At 37.0% G+C, this 16,895-nt stretch carries 14 protein-coding genes; 6 read left to right on the forward strand and 8 right to left on the reverse strand.

Annotation, left to right across the window (positions count from 1 at the left end):
- Positions 1–9: 9 nt before the first annotated feature.
- The 3 genes from CVO_RS07095 to purH all read right to left on the reverse strand — a co-directional run bounded on the left by CVO_RS07095 (position 10) and on the right by purH (position 3,504).
- Positions 10–906, reverse strand: a complete 897-nt coding sequence (locus CVO_RS07095; protein ID WP_159571177.1) for a DnaJ C-terminal domain-containing protein — start codon at positions 904–906, stop codon at positions 10–12.
- 75 nt (positions 907–981) lie between these two features.
- Positions 982–1,857, reverse strand: coding sequence for a protease HtpX (gene htpX, locus CVO_RS07100; protein WP_159571179.1), 876 nt, complete (start codon positions 1,855–1,857; stop codon positions 982–984).
- A 111-nt stretch (positions 1,858–1,968) separates the two neighbouring features.
- Positions 1,969–3,504, reverse strand: coding sequence for a bifunctional phosphoribosylaminoimidazolecarboxamide formyltransferase/IMP cyclohydrolase (gene purH, locus CVO_RS07105; protein ID WP_152298867.1), 1,536 nt, complete (start codon positions 3,502–3,504; stop codon positions 1,969–1,971).
- A gap of 90 nt (positions 3,505–3,594) precedes the next feature.
- Here purH and CVO_RS07110 point away from each other — a divergent pair, with 90 nt between their 5' ends.
- The 3 genes from CVO_RS07110 to CVO_RS07120 are packed head-to-tail and all read left to right on the forward strand — an operon-like array spanning position 3,595 to position 5,571.
- Positions 3,595–4,554, forward strand: a complete 960-nt coding sequence (locus CVO_RS07110; RefSeq protein ID WP_152298866.1) for a 6-phosphofructokinase — start codon at positions 3,595–3,597, stop codon at positions 4,552–4,554.
- A complete protein-coding gene (locus tag CVO_RS07115) occupies positions 4,555–4,866 on the forward strand; it encodes a YqfO family protein (protein ID WP_152298865.1) in 312 nt (103 codons plus the stop codon).
- A 12-nt stretch (positions 4,867–4,878) separates the two neighbouring features.
- Complete coding sequence (locus CVO_RS07120; RefSeq protein WP_152298864.1) at positions 4,879–5,571, forward strand: MOSC domain-containing protein; 693 nt, start codon at positions 4,879–4,881, stop codon at positions 5,569–5,571.
- 52 nt (positions 5,572–5,623) lie between these two features.
- On the opposite strand, the gene purL is transcribed toward CVO_RS07120, so the two are convergent.
- The 3 genes from purL to CVO_RS07135 form a co-directional block, all read right to left on the reverse strand.
- Positions 5,624–7,837 carry a phosphoribosylformylglycinamidine synthase subunit PurL gene (gene purL / locus CVO_RS07125; RefSeq protein ID WP_159571181.1) on the reverse strand — a complete coding sequence of 738 codons (2,214 nt, stop codon included), beginning with the start codon at positions 7,835–7,837 and terminating at the stop codon, positions 5,624–5,626.
- A 63-nt stretch (positions 7,838–7,900) separates the two neighbouring features.
- On the reverse strand, positions 7,901–8,413 hold the full coding sequence (gene greA / locus CVO_RS07130; RefSeq protein ID WP_188093933.1) for a transcription elongation factor GreA: 513 nt from the start codon (positions 8,411–8,413) through the stop codon (positions 7,901–7,903).
- Positions 8,414–8,436: 23 nt separating this feature from the next.
- Positions 8,437–8,763, reverse strand: coding sequence for a hypothetical protein (locus CVO_RS07135; protein ID WP_152298861.1), 327 nt, complete (start codon positions 8,761–8,763; stop codon positions 8,437–8,439).
- Between the two features lie 186 nt (positions 8,764–8,949).
- Between CVO_RS07135 and CVO_RS07140 the strand changes: the two genes are divergently transcribed.
- On the forward strand, positions 8,950–10,899 hold the full coding sequence (locus CVO_RS07140) for an RNB domain-containing ribonuclease (protein WP_241690950.1): 1,950 nt from the start codon (positions 8,950–8,952) through the stop codon (positions 10,897–10,899).
- A gap of 1 nt (position 10,900) precedes the next feature.
- Positions 10,901–11,863, forward strand: a complete 963-nt coding sequence (gene holA, locus CVO_RS07145) for a DNA polymerase III subunit delta (RefSeq protein WP_152298860.1) — start codon at positions 10,901–10,903, stop codon at positions 11,861–11,863.
- A 163-nt stretch (positions 11,864–12,026) separates the two neighbouring features.
- On the opposite strand, the gene ilvC is transcribed toward holA, so the two are convergent.
- Positions 12,027–13,049: a ketol-acid reductoisomerase gene (ilvC, locus tag CVO_RS07150; RefSeq protein ID WP_152298859.1), complete on the reverse strand. Its 1,023-nt coding sequence runs from the start codon at positions 13,047–13,049 to the stop codon at positions 12,027–12,029.
- Between the two features lie 107 nt (positions 13,050–13,156).
- Between ilvC and CVO_RS07155 the strand changes: the two genes are divergently transcribed.
- Positions 13,157–13,777: a hypothetical protein gene (locus CVO_RS07155; protein ID WP_152298858.1), complete on the forward strand. Its 621-nt coding sequence runs from the start codon at positions 13,157–13,159 to the stop codon at positions 13,775–13,777.
- Between the two features lie 12 nt (positions 13,778–13,789).
- Here the strand turns inward: CVO_RS07155 and CVO_RS07160 are convergent, their stop codons facing one another.
- On the reverse strand, positions 13,790–16,894 hold the full coding sequence (locus CVO_RS07160) for an efflux RND transporter permease subunit (protein ID WP_159571185.1): 3,105 nt from the start codon (positions 16,892–16,894) through the stop codon (positions 13,790–13,792).
- Position 16,895 lies beyond the last annotated feature (1 nt).

Here is a 16,895-nt window from a genome sequence, read left to right on the forward strand (position 1 = left end):
TTTTTATCCTTAATTTTTAGGTAATTTTTCTTTCATTAGTTCTACCAATTTTTCATCTAAATCTTCGACTTTTGGCAAAACTATATTTGCTTCTAAGTAAAGATTCCCTCTCTCTTTTGTTTTACGGTTCATTGCTCCCATCTCTTTTACACGGAATCTTTGCCCGTTTTTCGTATTTTGAGGAATCTTTAGCTTTATCTCTTTTTCTAAAGTTTGTACAGATATTTTTTCTCCAAAAAGCGCTGCATATAAAGGTACATCAAATTTTTTTATTAAGTCATCATCTTCTCTGATATATTCAGGATTAGAAGCTACACTTATTTTTAAAAAAAGATCTCCTGCTCTACCACCCTGTTTATGTCCTTTGCCTTTAACACGCATCTTCTCACCGCTTTTTACACCGGCTGGGATTTTGATATCAAATCTCTCTCCATTTAACGAAACAGAGTGCGAACCGCCTAAAATAGAGACGCTAAAAGGAATAGTAACATTTGTTTCTATATCAAGATTTGGCTGTTGCTGCTGCTGCTGAAAGCCACCACCCCCAAAATTACCAAATCCGCTACTGCTAAATCCTCCGCCACCGAAACCACCAAAGCCCCCGCCTGAGAACATACTTCTTAAAATCTCATCTAAATCGGCTTGTCCGCCACCATAAGAGCGCGAAAAATCATGAAAATTCTGCCCGCCGAACATATTGTCTCCATGCATATCATACTGTGCTTTTTTCTGTTTATCGCTAAGTATTTCATATGCAGCATTTATCTCTTTAAACTTCTCTTCTGCGTCTTTGTCTTTATTTACATCCGGATGATACTGTCTTGCTAATTTTCTATATGCTTTTTTTATCTCTGCTTCGCTTGCGTTTTCAGAGACTTCTAATGTTTCGTATAAAGATTTGCTCATTATTTTTCCTAAAATTTATATTATTATTTATTAAGTGAAATTATATCATAAGAGTTGAGTCAAAGTCAATCAACCTTAAAGAGACTTTTTTAGTTTATCTATTCTATCTTCAAGCGATGGATGTGTGCTAAATAGTGTCATCAACCCTTTTCCATTTATTCCAAAACTCTTTATCTGTTCAGGTAGATGCGGCTCCTCTTTTGACCTTGAGAGAGCCTGCAGAGCTGCTATCATATTTTTTCTGCTAGAGAGATATGCACCTGCCTCATCTGCTCTGTATTCCCTGTATCTTGAAAACGCCATTACAATCATCATTGCTAAAATACCCAGGACTATCTCGGCTAAAATGCTTGCTGCCATGTAGCCAATACCTACATTTTCACTTCTATTTTTAAGTATAATTCTGTCAACCAAATAACCGATAATACGAGCAAAAAATATAACAAATGTGTTTACAACGCCTTGAAGAAGTGTAAGAGTCACCATATCTCCGTTTGCAACATGTCCAATCTCATGTCCTAAAACTGCCTCAACTTCATTTTGATTCATGCTTCTTAAAAGCCCGCGGCTCACCGCCACCAAAGCGTCATTTTTAAAAGCTCCCGTTGCAAAAGCGTTTGGGCTCATATCTTCAAATATTGCAACTTCAGGCATCTTTATACCAGCTTTATGTGAGAGTCTTGCCACTGTATCTAGCAGCCAAAATTCTTCTTGATTTAAAGGATTTGTTATAACCCTAGCACCCACTGCCATTTTAGCCATCTGTTTTGACATTAAAAGCGAAATTATAGAACCACTAAAACCGATAACAAGTGAGAAAATAAATAGAGAAGTTAAATCAAGCCCGTTTTCATTTAAAAACTTGTTTAAACCAAAAATATTAACAATAATACTTATTACAACTATTACAGCCAAATTTGTAAGTAGAAAAAGTCCAACTCTTTTAAACATTTTTATCTCTTTGTAAAAAATTTATAAAAAATTATAATCTATGATAGGTTAATAAAAATGTAAATAATGAAAGATTATGTCAAGCAAAATGCTTGACAAGGTGATAAAATTTTAGTGTAAAAAGTGTCTTACCTCTGAAAAATAAAGCGACATGCCATACTCATTTGCAGCTGCTATAACCTCATCATCCCTTATGCTTCCACCAGGTTCTATTACACTCTTAACACCTGCCGCAGCGGCAGCATCAATGCTGTCACGAAATGGAAAAAATGCTTCACTTGCAAGTGCAGCCCCAGTTACATCAAGTCCCATCTCTTTTGCTTTTTTAAGTGCGCACTGACTTGCATCTACACGGCTGGTCATTCCCATACCAACAGCTACCATAGCAGAGTTTTTAACATATACTACACAATTTGATTTTGTAAGAGATGCTACTTTATAAGCTATCTCCATATCTTTTTTCTCACCGGCAGTTGCTTCTCTTTGACTCATAAGTTTTGCGTTTTTTACTTCATCATCATTTACTTTATCTGCATCTTGATATACAAAACCGCCGTCAATATGCTTAAAATCTTTTTCGTCATTTGCAAGAACTAGCTTATCATGACCCATTTCAAATAGTTTAATTCTTTTTTTAGAAGCAAATACTTCTTGAGCTTCCTCCGTAATACGCCCGGCTATAATAACTTCTAAAAATATCTCATTCATCTTAAGTGCAAGTTCTTTTGTCACTACTCCATTAACAGCCACAACACCGCCAAATGCCGAAACTGGATCACATTTTAGTGCTTCCGTATAAGCATCTACAAGATTGTCACGGATAGCAAATCCGCAAGGATTTCCATGCTTTGTGATGCAGACAGCATTCTCATCTCCAAAAGCAGAGGCAATTTTAACAGCACCGCTTAAGTCGTTTAGATTGTTAAAACTTGCTTCGCCCTTTAGAGTTTTAAAGTTCTCTGAGTAGTGTTTGTCAAACTCATAAAGAGCACCTTTTTGATGAGGATTTTCGCCGTAACGGGTATCCATAACTTTATTCCCAACTATAAACTGCTTCTCGCCGAAACCGCCGTTAAAACGCTTGTTCATGTAGTTTGCAATCATTGAATCATATGCTGCTGTATGCTCAAACGCTTTTATCATAAGAGCTCTTCTAAACTCGAGTGTATTTTTCTCGTTCTCTATCGCATCTATTACTTTTACATAATCATTTACATCGGTTACAATCATAACGCTATCAAAGTTTTTAGAAGCTGAGCGAACCATAGCAGGTCCACCGATGTCGATGTTTTCTATAATCTCTTCAAAATCATCAGTTTTTTCTATTGTCTCTTTAAAAGGATATAGATTTACACAAACCAAATCAATTGCTTCAACACCAAGCTCTTTTGCCTGATCTAAGTGAGATTGCTTGTCTCGGCGATGCAGAATTCCACCATGAACGAACGGATTTAAAGTTTTTACGCGCCCTTCAAAGCACTCTGGAAATTTTGTTACTTCATCTATCTCTATAGCCTTTATACCATTTTCAAGAAGTATCTTATATGTTCCGCCCGTTGAAATAATTTCAAAACCATTCTTTACTAAAGATTTGCAAAAATTTACAACACCTGTTTTATTGCTAACGCTTACCAATGCTCTTTTCATTTATAACCTTGTGAAAATTAATTATGGAATTTTATCTAATTTGAGATTAGAAAATGGTAAACTTAAAAAAATGAAAACAGAGAAAAGCAGATGAAAAATATAGCCATTTTATGTTCAGGCGGAGATGTTAGCGGTATGAATCCCGCAATTAAACATTTTGTAGAGTATGCATTAGAAAAGGAGTTAACGCCTTACTTTGTTTATGACGGATTTAAGGGGCTTATTGAAAATAAAATAGTAAAAGCAACTCATAAAGATGTAGCAGGAATCATCAACCGAGGCGGAACTATTTTAGGCTCTGCAAGAAGCAAAAAATTTATGGAGAAAAAGTTTAGAGAAGTTGCAAAAAAAAATCTTGATGCCCTCAACATTGACATGTTGGTTGTTCTTGGCGGTGACGGTTCATTTAGGGGAATGGATATCTTTTACAAAGAACAAGGAATAAAATTTTGCGGTATTCCCTCTACTATAGATAATGATATAAACGGCACAGAATACTGTTTAGGGGTAGATACCGCACTCAATGTCATCAAAGAATCAATAGACAATATCAGAGACACGGCAGCTTCATTCTCAAGAGCTTTTGTTATAGAAACCATGGGAAGAGACTGTGGTTATCTGGCATTGGTTTCGGCTCTTACATGTGGCGCTGAACTCTGTCTTATCCCTGAAGTAGAGTATGATTTAAAAGAGTATGAAAAGAGTTTTAAAAAGCAGATAAAAAACGGACGAAGATATTTTATAGCTGTTGTTTCAGAGGGCATAAAAGAAGAATCAAGCGAGATTGCAAAATGGTTTGAAGAAAAGATTGGTTTTGAATCACGCGCAACCATTTTAGGACATACACAAAGAGGTGGAAACCCGACAATATATGACAGACTTATGGCATATAAGTTTGTAAATCACGCTCTTGATGGTATGCTTGAAGGCAGAGATGAGAGTGTAATATGTTATACAAAAAAAGGTTTTGAGTACAAAAGTATTGATGAAGTTGCAAATAAAAAATATCAATTGGATGATAAACTACTATCTTATTTAAAGAAATTTTAGATGTATAAACTCAATTTTTTTGTTCCTACTGAAGATAAAGAGAGAGTAAAAGAGGCGCTATTTGCTGTAGGTGTTGGCAGCTATAAAAATTATGAGTGTTGCTCTTTTGAAACTCTTGGAGTTGGACAATTCAAACCTATAGAAAAAGCAAATCCATATATTGGCTCTCTTGAGAAAATAGAAAAAGTTCAAGAGTATAAAGTTGAGATGATTTGTAAAGAAGAGCTTCTCTTTAAAGCTGTAAGAGTATTAAAAGAAACACATCCGTACGAAGAAGTGGCTTATGAAATTATTGAAATAAAAAATATTTAAGAAGGTGATTATATGCAAAACAGAGTAATATCACTCCAAATTGGAAAAGTAAAATCATATGGAGATAAAAAGTCTAGCGAGTTTTTGGAAAAATATTGGGAGAGTGCTTCGTTTAAAGAGGTTGTAAACGATAAGGTTTGGGCTGGAAAACTTGGCTTTAAAGGTGATGAAGTAGCTGACAGGGTACATCATGGCGGAGCGGAAAAAGCCATATTTGCAAACAGCTACCAAAATTATGAAAAGTGGACTGAATTTTTAAAAGTAAAACATCTTTCTTTTGGTGCTTTAGCTGAGAATCTTACAGTTAGCGGACTTCACGAAAGCAATGTCTGTTTAGGCGATATTCATAAAATAGGTTCTGCTTTACTTCAAGTATCTCAGCCGAGAAAACCATGCTACAAAATCTCAAAAAAACATAACAATAAAAAATTTACAGATGAAATTTATACATCAGGACTTACAGGATGGTATTATAGAGTCCTTGAAGAAGGGTTTATACAAGCAGGAAATGATATACAAATCGTCTTTAGTGAAGAACCAAAAATATCTATTCTTGAAGCGAATATGGCATTTGCACATCCTGATGAGAAAAGAGACACTCTAGATAAAATTTTAACCATCTCATCTATTGCACCCTCTTACAGAACAAGTATTTTAAAAAGAATAGATAAAACATTTAGCCTGGATTATATGAAAGTAGATTAATTACTCTTTATCTTTTAGACTGCCGATATACGACAGATAAAAGTATCAGAGATTATAAATCCCTTTCTATAACTTTTTTAAATGTATTAAAATAGTTGTCTTTTAATAGATTCATATCCATTGCAACATTATTGATTTTGATTTTATCTCCACCAACTACACCAATCTTTTGATATACAAAATCTCCAACCATTGACTCAAAAGATGCACAATTTTCCTGTTTTACTTCAATAATAGCACGACTCATACTTTCTGCAAAGATATCTCTTTCATCATTTACAGACATTCTAACGCTGCATCCAAGTCCGCTAGTAGCCGCCATTTTAGCAAGTGCTATAGCAACACCCCCGCTGCTTGCATCTTTTGCACACTCTAAAATACCTTTTTTATTTGCCTCTATTACTAAATCCCAAAGAGCCAACTCTTTTTCATAATCAATCTCAGGAAGTTTACCTGCAACCGTTTTGTACATCTCTTTCATATAAAGAGAGCCGCCAAATTCACTTTTAGTTTCACCTATTAAATAAAGAGTATTTCCCTCTTTTTGAAAACTTGACATCAAAACTTTATTTTGATTATCATTTACACCAACAGTTGCAATAGATGGAGTCGGAAAAACAGATACGCCATTTGTCTCATTATAGAGTGAAACATTCCCGCCTATTACCGGTGTCATAAGTTCTGCACACGCCTCTTTAATACCTAAACACCCTTCGCTAAACTGCCACATAACTTCAGGATTTTCAGGATTACCGTAGTTTAGACAATCAGTAATAGCCAAGGGTCTCGCACCGCTCATGGCAACATTGCGCCCGCTCTCGATTACAGCTGCAGCTGCTCCGCCTTTTGGGTCTATATAGCAGTAGCGCACATTACAATCAGCTGACATAGCAAGAGCTTTGCCATTCTCTTTTACGCGAATAACAGAAGCGTCAAGCATGCCGCCTTTTTTTATAGTGTTTGTCTGCACCATTGAGTCATACTGCGTATAAATCCACGATTTATCAACCACTTCCATAGATTTTATAAGCTTCTCAAACGCCTCTTGATTTGTAACACTCTCAAAATCATCAATAGTCACATCGCCGATTTTATCCAAATATGCAGGGCGCACCATAGGACGATTAAGAACAGGTGCTTCTTCACTTACGGGATTAACCGGAACCTCTGCAACTCTCTCTCCATGCCAGAAAAGTTCCATATTGCCAGTTCCGGTTACTTCGCCGATTACCGCTGCATCTAAGTCCCACTTCTCAAAAATTTTAATAATCTCGGCTTCACTCCCTTTTTTCGCACAAAGAAGCATTCGTTCCTGTGATTCACTTAGCATAAAGTCATAAGGAGTCATCCCCTCTTCACGGGCAGGCACACGATCAAGATGCATTATCATACCGCTGCCGCTGCGTCCCGCCATCTCAAAAGATGAAGATGTAAGCCCTGCCGCTCCCATATCTTGGATACCTACGACATGGTCTGTTTTAAAAAGCTCTAAACACGCTTCAAGTAAAAGTTTTTCTGTAAAAGGATCACCCACCTGAACAGTCGGGCGAAGAGATTTACTCTCCTCGGTAAAACTGTCAGAACTCATTACGGCTCCGCCAAGCCCATCACGACCGGTTTTTGCACCAACATACATTACAGGATTTCCTATGCCGTCTGCGCGACCATAAAAAATCTCATCTGATTTTGCTATACCTAAAGTAAATGCATTTACTAAAATATTTCCGTTATAGCACTCATCAAAGCTTGTTTCTCCGCCAATTGTAGGAACACCCATACAGTTTCCGTAACCGCCGATTCCTTCAACTACACCGCGAACCAAATATCTCTGATGTTTAGAGATGTCATCATCGTTTAAAATATTGCCAAATCTAAGAGCATTAAGATTTGCAACAGGACGAGCTCCCATTGTAAAAACATCACGCATAATTCCGCCTACGCCAGTCGCAGCACCTTGGTATGGTTCAATAAAACTTGGGTGGTTGTGTGACTCCATCTTAAATACAGCAGCATAACCATCGCCGATATCGATAACTCCGGCATTTTCGCCCGGACCCTGAATAACCCATGGAGCTTTGGTCGGAAAACCGCTTAAATGAACTTTTGATGATTTATAACTACAGTGCTCACTCCACATTGCAGAAAAGATCCCTATCTCTACCAAGTTCGGTTCACGCCCTAAAATTTGTTTAATATGTGTGTAATCTTCACTTGAAAGTTTATGCGAAGCAAGTACTTTTTCAATATTTTCTAGTTGTTGGCTCACTGGAAATCCTAAAAATTTGGTTTTTAAAGAGAGATTATATCTAAAATAGTTAGTGAAAAAAATTTAATGAAAAGAAAAATCAGATTTTGTTCGAATATTTTTTTTAAGTGAGAAAATATTTTTATAATAAATTTCTAATATCTCATACTCTTTTTTTTCATTTGGAAGCTGTATTTTAAACTCATCTTCTACTTTTTTGCCGATCATAGCACGGGCAAGAGGTGAATGTATGGAAATAAGACCATTTTGGGGTTCTGATTCTAAAACACCGCAAATTGTATATGTTTCCTCTTCATCAGTTTTAATATTTAAAATCTTTACGCTACTTCCAAAAGTCACTTTTTCATGTGAATGTTTTGAGGGATCTATAATTTGAGACTTTTCTATCATTTTGTTTAGATAAAAAAGTCTTTTGTCAATATGACGAAGCTTCTCTTTTGCTGCCTGATAATCAGCATTTTCACTTCTGTCTCCTAAAGCTGCGGCAACTAATTTTTCCTGCGCAACTTTAGGTTTTTCAACTTCAAGTAAAAACTTAAACTCTTCCACGAGAAGATCATATCCTTGAATGCTCATCGGCTCTTGCAATTTTAATGTGCCTATTGATCAAATCCTACTATATAGTAGGTATTTTTATTTTCTAATTTATTGATTTTTACTTTATATTTATCACTAAAATGTTTAATTTTTTCGTGTGCTTCTTGTGCCATTTCAGGATTTGGAGAATCAACTTTTATTTTAAAAAAATCATTTGAATTTGACAAAGCAACATAAGAGTCATCAACTTTTAAATGATCATGTAAATCCATAATATGTTTCTGTATTTTCTCATAACCTACTGTATTTTTTTCAATTCTTTGAAGTTGTTGAACTAAAGCATCATTCGGTGCATAACCAAGCTGTGTAAGCATTGCTTCTTTTTGCATTTTTTTCCCTTTTTTTCTAAAAATATAAGAAAATAATATCAACTATTTGTAAATATTCAGTATTTTTTTATGAACAAATATGTATTATCGATTTAATTTATATATTTAAAATATTAAGAATAAAATAAAAAAAACAATTTTTAGATGTAAAAATTTTAATAAAATAGTGGAGAATATTTAACTATTATGATGAAATCCCTTTTAATAAAACTAACAACCGGTTTAAGTGAGCAAGATGTTACTTCAGAAGAAGAAGAGCATATAAATGATTTTTTAATTAAAAAGTATATTACAAAAAAAGAGAATATATACAAATTCAACTCGAAATACCGCGCAGGAACAGTGGGCATTATTCAACATGACACTGCATATCTCAATGTTATAGGAGAGTATGTTCGCGATCTTTTTATGGGTGAAGGTGATTTAGCGAATGCAAAAGAGGGAGATCTTGTAATCGTACAAAGACTGCTTGGCAAAAGAGGCACTCCCAGCGCTAAAGTTGTTGAAGTTTTAGGCAGAGCACAGACTTACAGTGTCGCATATATCATCTCAAGTGATGGGCGAAAATCTTTAGTAGATTTAAAAACTGAATATCCAACAGGAGTTGAAATATCGCAAGAAGAGTTAGATTTATATGATTACGGAGATATTTTTAAAATCGACAATCAAAACTTTACAATTATGGAACATCTTGGCAACATTAAAGACCCGCTTGTTGATGAAAAAATCGTCCTTGCACAATTTAACAAACATGACGAATTCGAGCCTGAAGTACTGAAGCTTGCCTCATCTTTTGAAGAGGTAGATGCTTTAAAATACTCTTCAAGAACAGATTTAAGAGAACTTCCATTTTGCACAATCGACCCTGTAACCGCAAAAGATTTCGACGATGCAATATGCTGGGATGACAAGAACTCCACGCTTTATGTCGCCATAGCAGATGTGAGCGAATATGTAACCCCTTTTGGCGCAATAGACAACGAAGCTATCTACAGAAGCTTCTCTATCTACCTTCCGCACCGCTCCATCCCGATGCTACCAAGGCAGCTAAGTGAGACACTTTGTTCTTTGCAGCCGCATATCGATAGACTCTCTTATGTTTTTGAGATTAAACTAAACCTTGATTCGCTTGAAGTAGAGAGATCAAAAGTTTACGAAGCAATAATCCACTCGCAGAGAAGATTTAACTATGAAGAGATCGACGATTTTTTAGAGGGAAGACTTGAAGCGCAAAATGAGTCTGAAAAAGAGATTTTTGAATACATTTCCAAACTCAAAGTCATAACGGACAGACTTAAAGAAAAAAGACTTGAAGTGGGTTACAATTTTCGCTCAAATGAGCTTGAGATGTTTATAGATGAAAACTCAAACATTACACATACAACTTATGCAGAAGAAACTCCATCACATGCTCTTATAGAGGATTGTATGCTTCTTGCAAACAAAGAAGCAGCAAAAAGATTTAAAAAAGGGATCTTTCGTATACATGAACCGCCAACTCAGGCCAAACTGCAAAATCTCTATCAAGAACTTGCTGGAATCGGTATATATGTAGATATTAAAGCATCCATTAAAGATACGATTACACAGATACAAAATCAAGCTGAGGAGATGGGTCTCTCAAGCGAAGTCGACACACTTATTATCCAATCTCAGATGCAGGCAAGGTATGCACCCTTTAATGTCGGGCATTTCGGACTCGGTTTTGACGAGTATACGCACTTTACTTCACCCATCAGAAGATACTCGGACCTGATCGTTCACAGACTCTTAAAAGCAATTGCCAGAGGCGACAAAGAGGAGAGCTCTTATGTTCTTAGAAACATAGAGTCACTCTGCATAAGTGTGAGTGAAAAAGAGAGAGAAGCTTCAACGGTTGAAAATGAGTTTATGGCAAGAAAATTCACCCGTTGGGCAAATGAGAATATCGGCGGCATCTTTAAAGCAAGAATAACCTCTACAGATCCGTATCTAAAAGCAGAACTTCATGATGAGATTCAGGGGGCAAGATTTCTTATCAATCATGGACTCGATGCTCAACTATTTGAAGATGTAAAAGTAAGAATCGACAAAGCAGATATTGCCAAAGCAAAAATCTATGCAAGCGTTATTGAACGAATAGAGAGAGAAAGCTGATTTGTACAAAAGCGAACTAGACAAACATATTCAAAACGCCTCCATTTCAAACAGTTTTATACTTTTTGGAGAGAGCACTTTTTTAATCGACAGATATACTCAAATACTCACAAATGTGCCCGATGCTTCTGTTGCAAAGTTTTACCATGACGAGTATAGTTTTAAACCTGCAAAAGCGCATCTATCACAAGCTTCTCTCTTTGGCGATAGAAATGTTCTCATAATAAAAAGCGAGAAAAAGATACCAAAAAAAGAGCTTGAAACGCTCATTGAGTCTTGTGAAAAAAACAAAGAAAATATTTTTGTATATGCTTACTATGGGGATGATCATAAAACATATGCAAAAGCTCCAGCAAAAACAAAAACCATGTGTGTGCGCTTTTTCCATCCAAATCAGGGTGAAGCTATTTTTACGGTATCACAGGTAGCCCGTGAAAAAAAAGTAAATATAGACAACCAATCCATAAGCCATCTTCTCTCAATCCACAACTGGGATGTAGCACTTGCATGCAATGAGATAGATAAGCTAAAAATTTATGACAGAGCAATAACAACAAAAGATGTAGACAACCTTGTTTTTGGGTTAGCCGAAGTCAATATTGAGAGTTTTATAAACAAGATACTAAATAAAAAAGATTTTAAAGCAGATCTTGAAAGTATGTTAGAACATGGAGAGGATGAGATAAGAATATTAACAGCCATTACATCTTATATCACACAACTTTACATGTTTCATATCTACATACGAGTAAACGGCGCTCCAAATGCTCTAGAAATACTTGGATATCCAGCTCCAAAATTTGTTGTCGATGCAAAAGCATCAATGTCGATAAAGATAAAGCCACAAACTTACTACAAACTACATGAACTGCTTCTGACAAGCGAACTGAAAATGAAGAGTTCGCATGTGGACAAAGGCGCTGTTTTGCTCTCGACGCTTATTAGAGCACAACAATTACTATAATAAAAACTAAAGATTTTGATTTATAGTGCTTAGATTTGGATGTTTGTGGGAGAGAGCTTACATATGTAAGTGACCGAGCACATCACCCGAAGATGAGTGACTGGCACTAAATGCCAATACCCCCGTTGCTAAAGCATAAGAGGGGTACTAGAAATTAAAAAGATTAGTTTTTAGTTGTATCTACTATTTTATTTTTCGATATCCACGGCATCATGCCTCTTAACTTAACACCTGTCTGCTCAATTAAAGAAGCTCTTGCATTTGCACGCTCAGCGTTCATTCTTGGATAGCCTGCTTGACCCTCAAGGATAAAGTCTTTTGCAAATCTACCATCTTGAATCTCTTTTAGTATCTCTTTCATAGCAGCTTTACTTTCAGCATTGATAACACGCTTTCCTGAAACATAGTCGCCGTACTCTGCAGTATTTGAAATCGAATATCTCATATCTGCGATTCCACCCTCAAACATCAAGTCTACGATAAGTTTTAACTCATGAAGACACTCAAAATATGCAAGTTCAGGAGCGTATCCAGCTTCAGTCAGAGTTTCAAAACCTGCTTGAACAAGTGATGCTGCACCACCGCAAAGAACAGCCTGCTCTCCGAAAAGGTCAGTCTCAGTCTCATCTTTAAAAGTCGTCTCGATGATTGCAGTTCTACCGCCGCCGATAGCTGATGCATATGAAAGTGCCAACTCTTTTGTTGTTCCGCTCGGGTTTTGACCTACAGCGATCAAATCCGGAATACCGCCACCTCTTACAAACTCGCTTCTAACAGTGTGACCCGGTGCTTTTGGAGCGATCATAGTAACATTGATGTCGGCTCTTGGATGAATTCTTCCATAGTGAATGTTAAAACCGTGTCCAAATGCAATAGTCGCGCCCTGCTTTAGGTTTGGCTCGATCTCATTTTTGTATATCTCTGATTGATTTTCATCAGGTAAAAGAATCATTACAACATCAGCATAAGCAGAAGCTTCAGCAACACTCATTACTTTAAAATTTTTAGCTTCAGCTTTAGCCCATGAAGAACCACCATTACGCAAACCAACAACTACTTCAACACCACTGTCTCTTAAGTTTTCCGCATGCGCGTGACCTTGAGAACCAAATCCTATCATTGCAACTTTTTTGCTTTTGATGAGTTCGATATTACAATCTTTGTCGTAGTAAACATTTAATGCCATTGTTTTTCCTTGATGTTATATTAAGCTTAAATGCTTAATAATTTTTTCGCATTATACTAAAATAAAGCAAAAACTTTTATAATATCGGCAAAAATAGAGGAATATTTATGAAAAAATTTAATCTTTTCAAAGAGATCATAACTGCAGATAAAAAGAGTTTGCAAGAAGCTATAAACTCAGACAAAAAATTTGGAATCAGAATCGATGGAAAGATATGTTATGAACCATTTGATGCACAAGATATACTGATTTACGCCGGTAGAGTTGAAGCAAACACTCTTCTAGAAGCTGCTCTTGGCAAAAACTATCAGGTTTTAGAAGATAACGAGAGAGTTCTTATAAAAGCTTTTGCAAACTGGCAAGAGATTATAGAGTTTAATAAACTCAGAGCTACCTATGATGATACGACTGCAGACGGTGTTGATGAGTTTAGCACCAAAGAGATGGAAGAGATAGGATGGCATGCTACAGAGTTTAATATAAAATACAGAGCTTTAGTCGAAGTAATTGAAGAGAAATGTGACGGCACTCTTATCTGTATAGAACAAGAGGAACCTTATCAATTCAGCGGGCTTGGCTTTGTTGATAATTTAACGCATGCAAAAGATGTTATGTTTGATTACTGTCAAAAAGAGGTTAAAAGAGTTATGTCCGAAGATGAAGATTTTGCACCAGATAATCTAAGCGATGATGAACTTGAAGCCGCAGAGTTTTTTAAGGCTCTTTAGCTTCTACTTTTTTTAGTTGCTCTTTTTTTTGCCAATTTTTGAGACAAGAATATAAAAGAGCGGTATAAACACGATAGCTAAGAATGTTGCGGCTAACATTCCTCCGACAACTCCCGTACCGATGGAATGTCTGCTTGCCGCTCCTGCTCCGCTGCTGATTGCAAGAGGGATAACTCCAAGTGTGAATGCGAGTGATGTCATGATGATTGGTCGCAGACGAATCTTTGCTGCTTCTAAAACTGCTTCCGCCAACTCCATACCCTGCTCTCTTTTTTGCATAGCAAACTCCACGATAAGTATCGCATTTTTAGCCGAGAGTCCCGCTAAAACAAGGATACCTATCTGGAAGTAGATATCGTTTTCAAGCCCTCTCATGCTATTTGCCACGACTGCTCCAAAAACTCCAAACGGTACCGCCAAAATAACAGATATCGGCATCAGCCATCTCTCATACTGCGCCGCTAAGATAAGGTACAAAAATATAATTCCAAATACAAACGCCAGATTTCCGGCACTGCTTATCTGCTTCTCTTGATACGCCGTACCAATCCAACTGATAGCATACCCCTCAGGCAACACCTCATCTGCAACCTCTTCTATAGCCTTTAGCGCATCTCCAGAACTGTACCCAAGAGCGTTTTGCCCCGCCACTTTTGCGGCTAAAAAGAGGTTAAATCTCTCAACCAGATCCGCGCTTGTTGTCTGCTTGAGCGTTACAAAGGAGCTAAGAGGGAGCATTTCACCATCTTTGCTTCGCACAAAAATGTTGTTCAAATCCTCTGGATTTTTTCTAAAAGACTCATCTGCTTGCATATTTACCATATAGGTTCTGCCCATGAGATTAAAATCATTGACATAAAAACTTCCTAGCGTAGCGTTGAGTGTTTGGTAAATTTCATCTACATTTACCCCTTTTGCTTTGGCTTTTGCGGTATCAACGCTAATTTTATACTTTGGAACGCCTGTATTAAGAGTTGTTCTTACCCCTGCAAGCTCAGGTCTTGCATTTGCTTTTTGTATAATCTCATTGACATATTTTTGAAGCTCTTTTATATCTGTGCCCGTTTTATTTTGCACATACATCTCAAATCCGCCTGCAACTCCCATTCCCATGATAGGTGGAGGAACAACACCAAAAGAGAAGCCGTCGCTTGTCGCACCAAGATTTCTGCTCACTTGCGCTGCTATTTGATTTGCATGTTGCTCGGGTCTTGTTCTCTCATCCCAAGGCTGCAATTTTAAGATAGTAGCTGCCGCATTTGTTCTTTGCGCAAATGTCACAAAGTCTATTCCCGCAAACTGCACAATATTTTTTATGCTCTCTTTATCTTGCGAAGCGATATTGTAAATCTCTTTTGTAAGCGCATCTGTTCTGCTAAGAGATGACCCAGGAGGGTTATAACTAAAGACAAATACTGTTCCTTTATCTTCTGATGGAACAAGCCCTGTTTTGAGATTGGCAAACATATCGTATGTTATATAGATAAGTCCGCCAAAGAGAAGTAGGCTCAAAAGTGTATATCTAATTGTTAGTTTTACAGCACTTGTATAACCTCGTGTCATAAAATCAAATGTATTATTAAACCATTTAAAGAAATATTTCGGCTCTTTATGTGTAGACTTTAACATAAGTGCACATAATGAAGGCGTGAGCGTAAGTGCAACAAACCCTGAAATAGCCAAAGATATAACGATAGTTACGGCGAATTGTCTGTACATCTCGCCGCTTAATCCTCCTAAAAATGCAACCGGAATAAATACGGCAGAAAGAACCAAAACGATAGCTACAAGCGCGCCCGAGACCTCTTTCATAGCTTTTAGTGATGCATCAAGCGGAGAGAGACCCTCTTTTATATGTCTCTCGACATTCTCAATAACGATAATTGCATCATCAACAACTATCCCGATTGCCAAAACAAGCCCAAAGAGAGTTAGGAGATTGATGCTAAATCCAAGCATATACATCCCGGCAAATGCTCCGACAATAGAGACGGGAACAGCTAAAATAGGTATAAGAGTAGCTCTCCAGTTTTGCAAAAAGAGATAGATAATAAGAATAACTAAAATAATCGCTTCTATAAAAGTTTTAATAACTTCTTGAATAGATATCTCAACAAAATCGGTAATATCATAAGGAATCACATACTCAACATCTTCCACAAAACTCTCGCTAATAGTCGCAATAGTTTCTCTTACCTCTTTTGCGGTCTCAATCGCATTTGCCCCGCTTTGCAGAAAAACAGCAACAGGAACTGCGGGAGCGTTGTTGAGCTTGTTTTTCATATCGTAACTCTGAGAACCCAGTTCTATAGTCGCTACATCTTTAAGCTTAAGCGCGCTTCCATCCTCGTTCGCTCTGATAACAATCTCTGAAAACTCCGAAGGCTCGCTAAATCTTGAGGGAGTCTCAATTGTATAGGTAAACATCTCACTTCCAGAGACAGGCTCTGCAGAGAGTTTTCCTGCGGCATACTGCTCATTTTGTTCACGCACGGCAACTACAAGATCGTTGACTGTAAGAGAGTATTTTTTGAGCTTCAGAGGGTCAATCCAAATGCGCATAGAGTAATCTTTTGCACCAAAAATGACAACATCGCCGATACCTTTTACCCGCTTAAGACTATCCACAACATTCATAAGCGCATAGTTAGAGAGAAATGTTACATCTCTTGTCTGTTTTGGCGAATTGAGGATGATAACCTGAAGCATATCGGGCGACTTCTCATTGACGCGAACACCCTGTCTTTGAACTTGATCAGGAAGTTTTGAGAGAGCAGCTTGAACGCGGTTGTTTACATCTATCTTTGCATCATCCGGATTTGTTCCAACTTTAAAAAAGATATTTATACTTAATGAACCATTGTCTGCCGCAAGTGAACTCATGTAAAGCATATCTTTGGCACCGTTGATCTGCTCTTCAAGAGGTGCTGCAACCGTTTTGGAAATTGTCTCTGCACTTGCTCCCTGGTAAGAAGCAGAAACTACGATTTGCGGAGGAATGACTCTTGGGTACTCACTAATAGGGAGTGAGCGCATAGAAATCACACCTGCAAGCACGATAATAATCGCAATTACCGATGCAAAAATAGGTCTTTTAATAAAAAAAGCAGAAAACATC

Source organism: Sulfurimonas sp. CVO (assembly GCF_009883775.1).
GTDB lineage: Bacteria > Campylobacterota > Campylobacteria > Campylobacterales > Sulfurimonadaceae > Sulfurimonas > Sulfurimonas xiamenensis.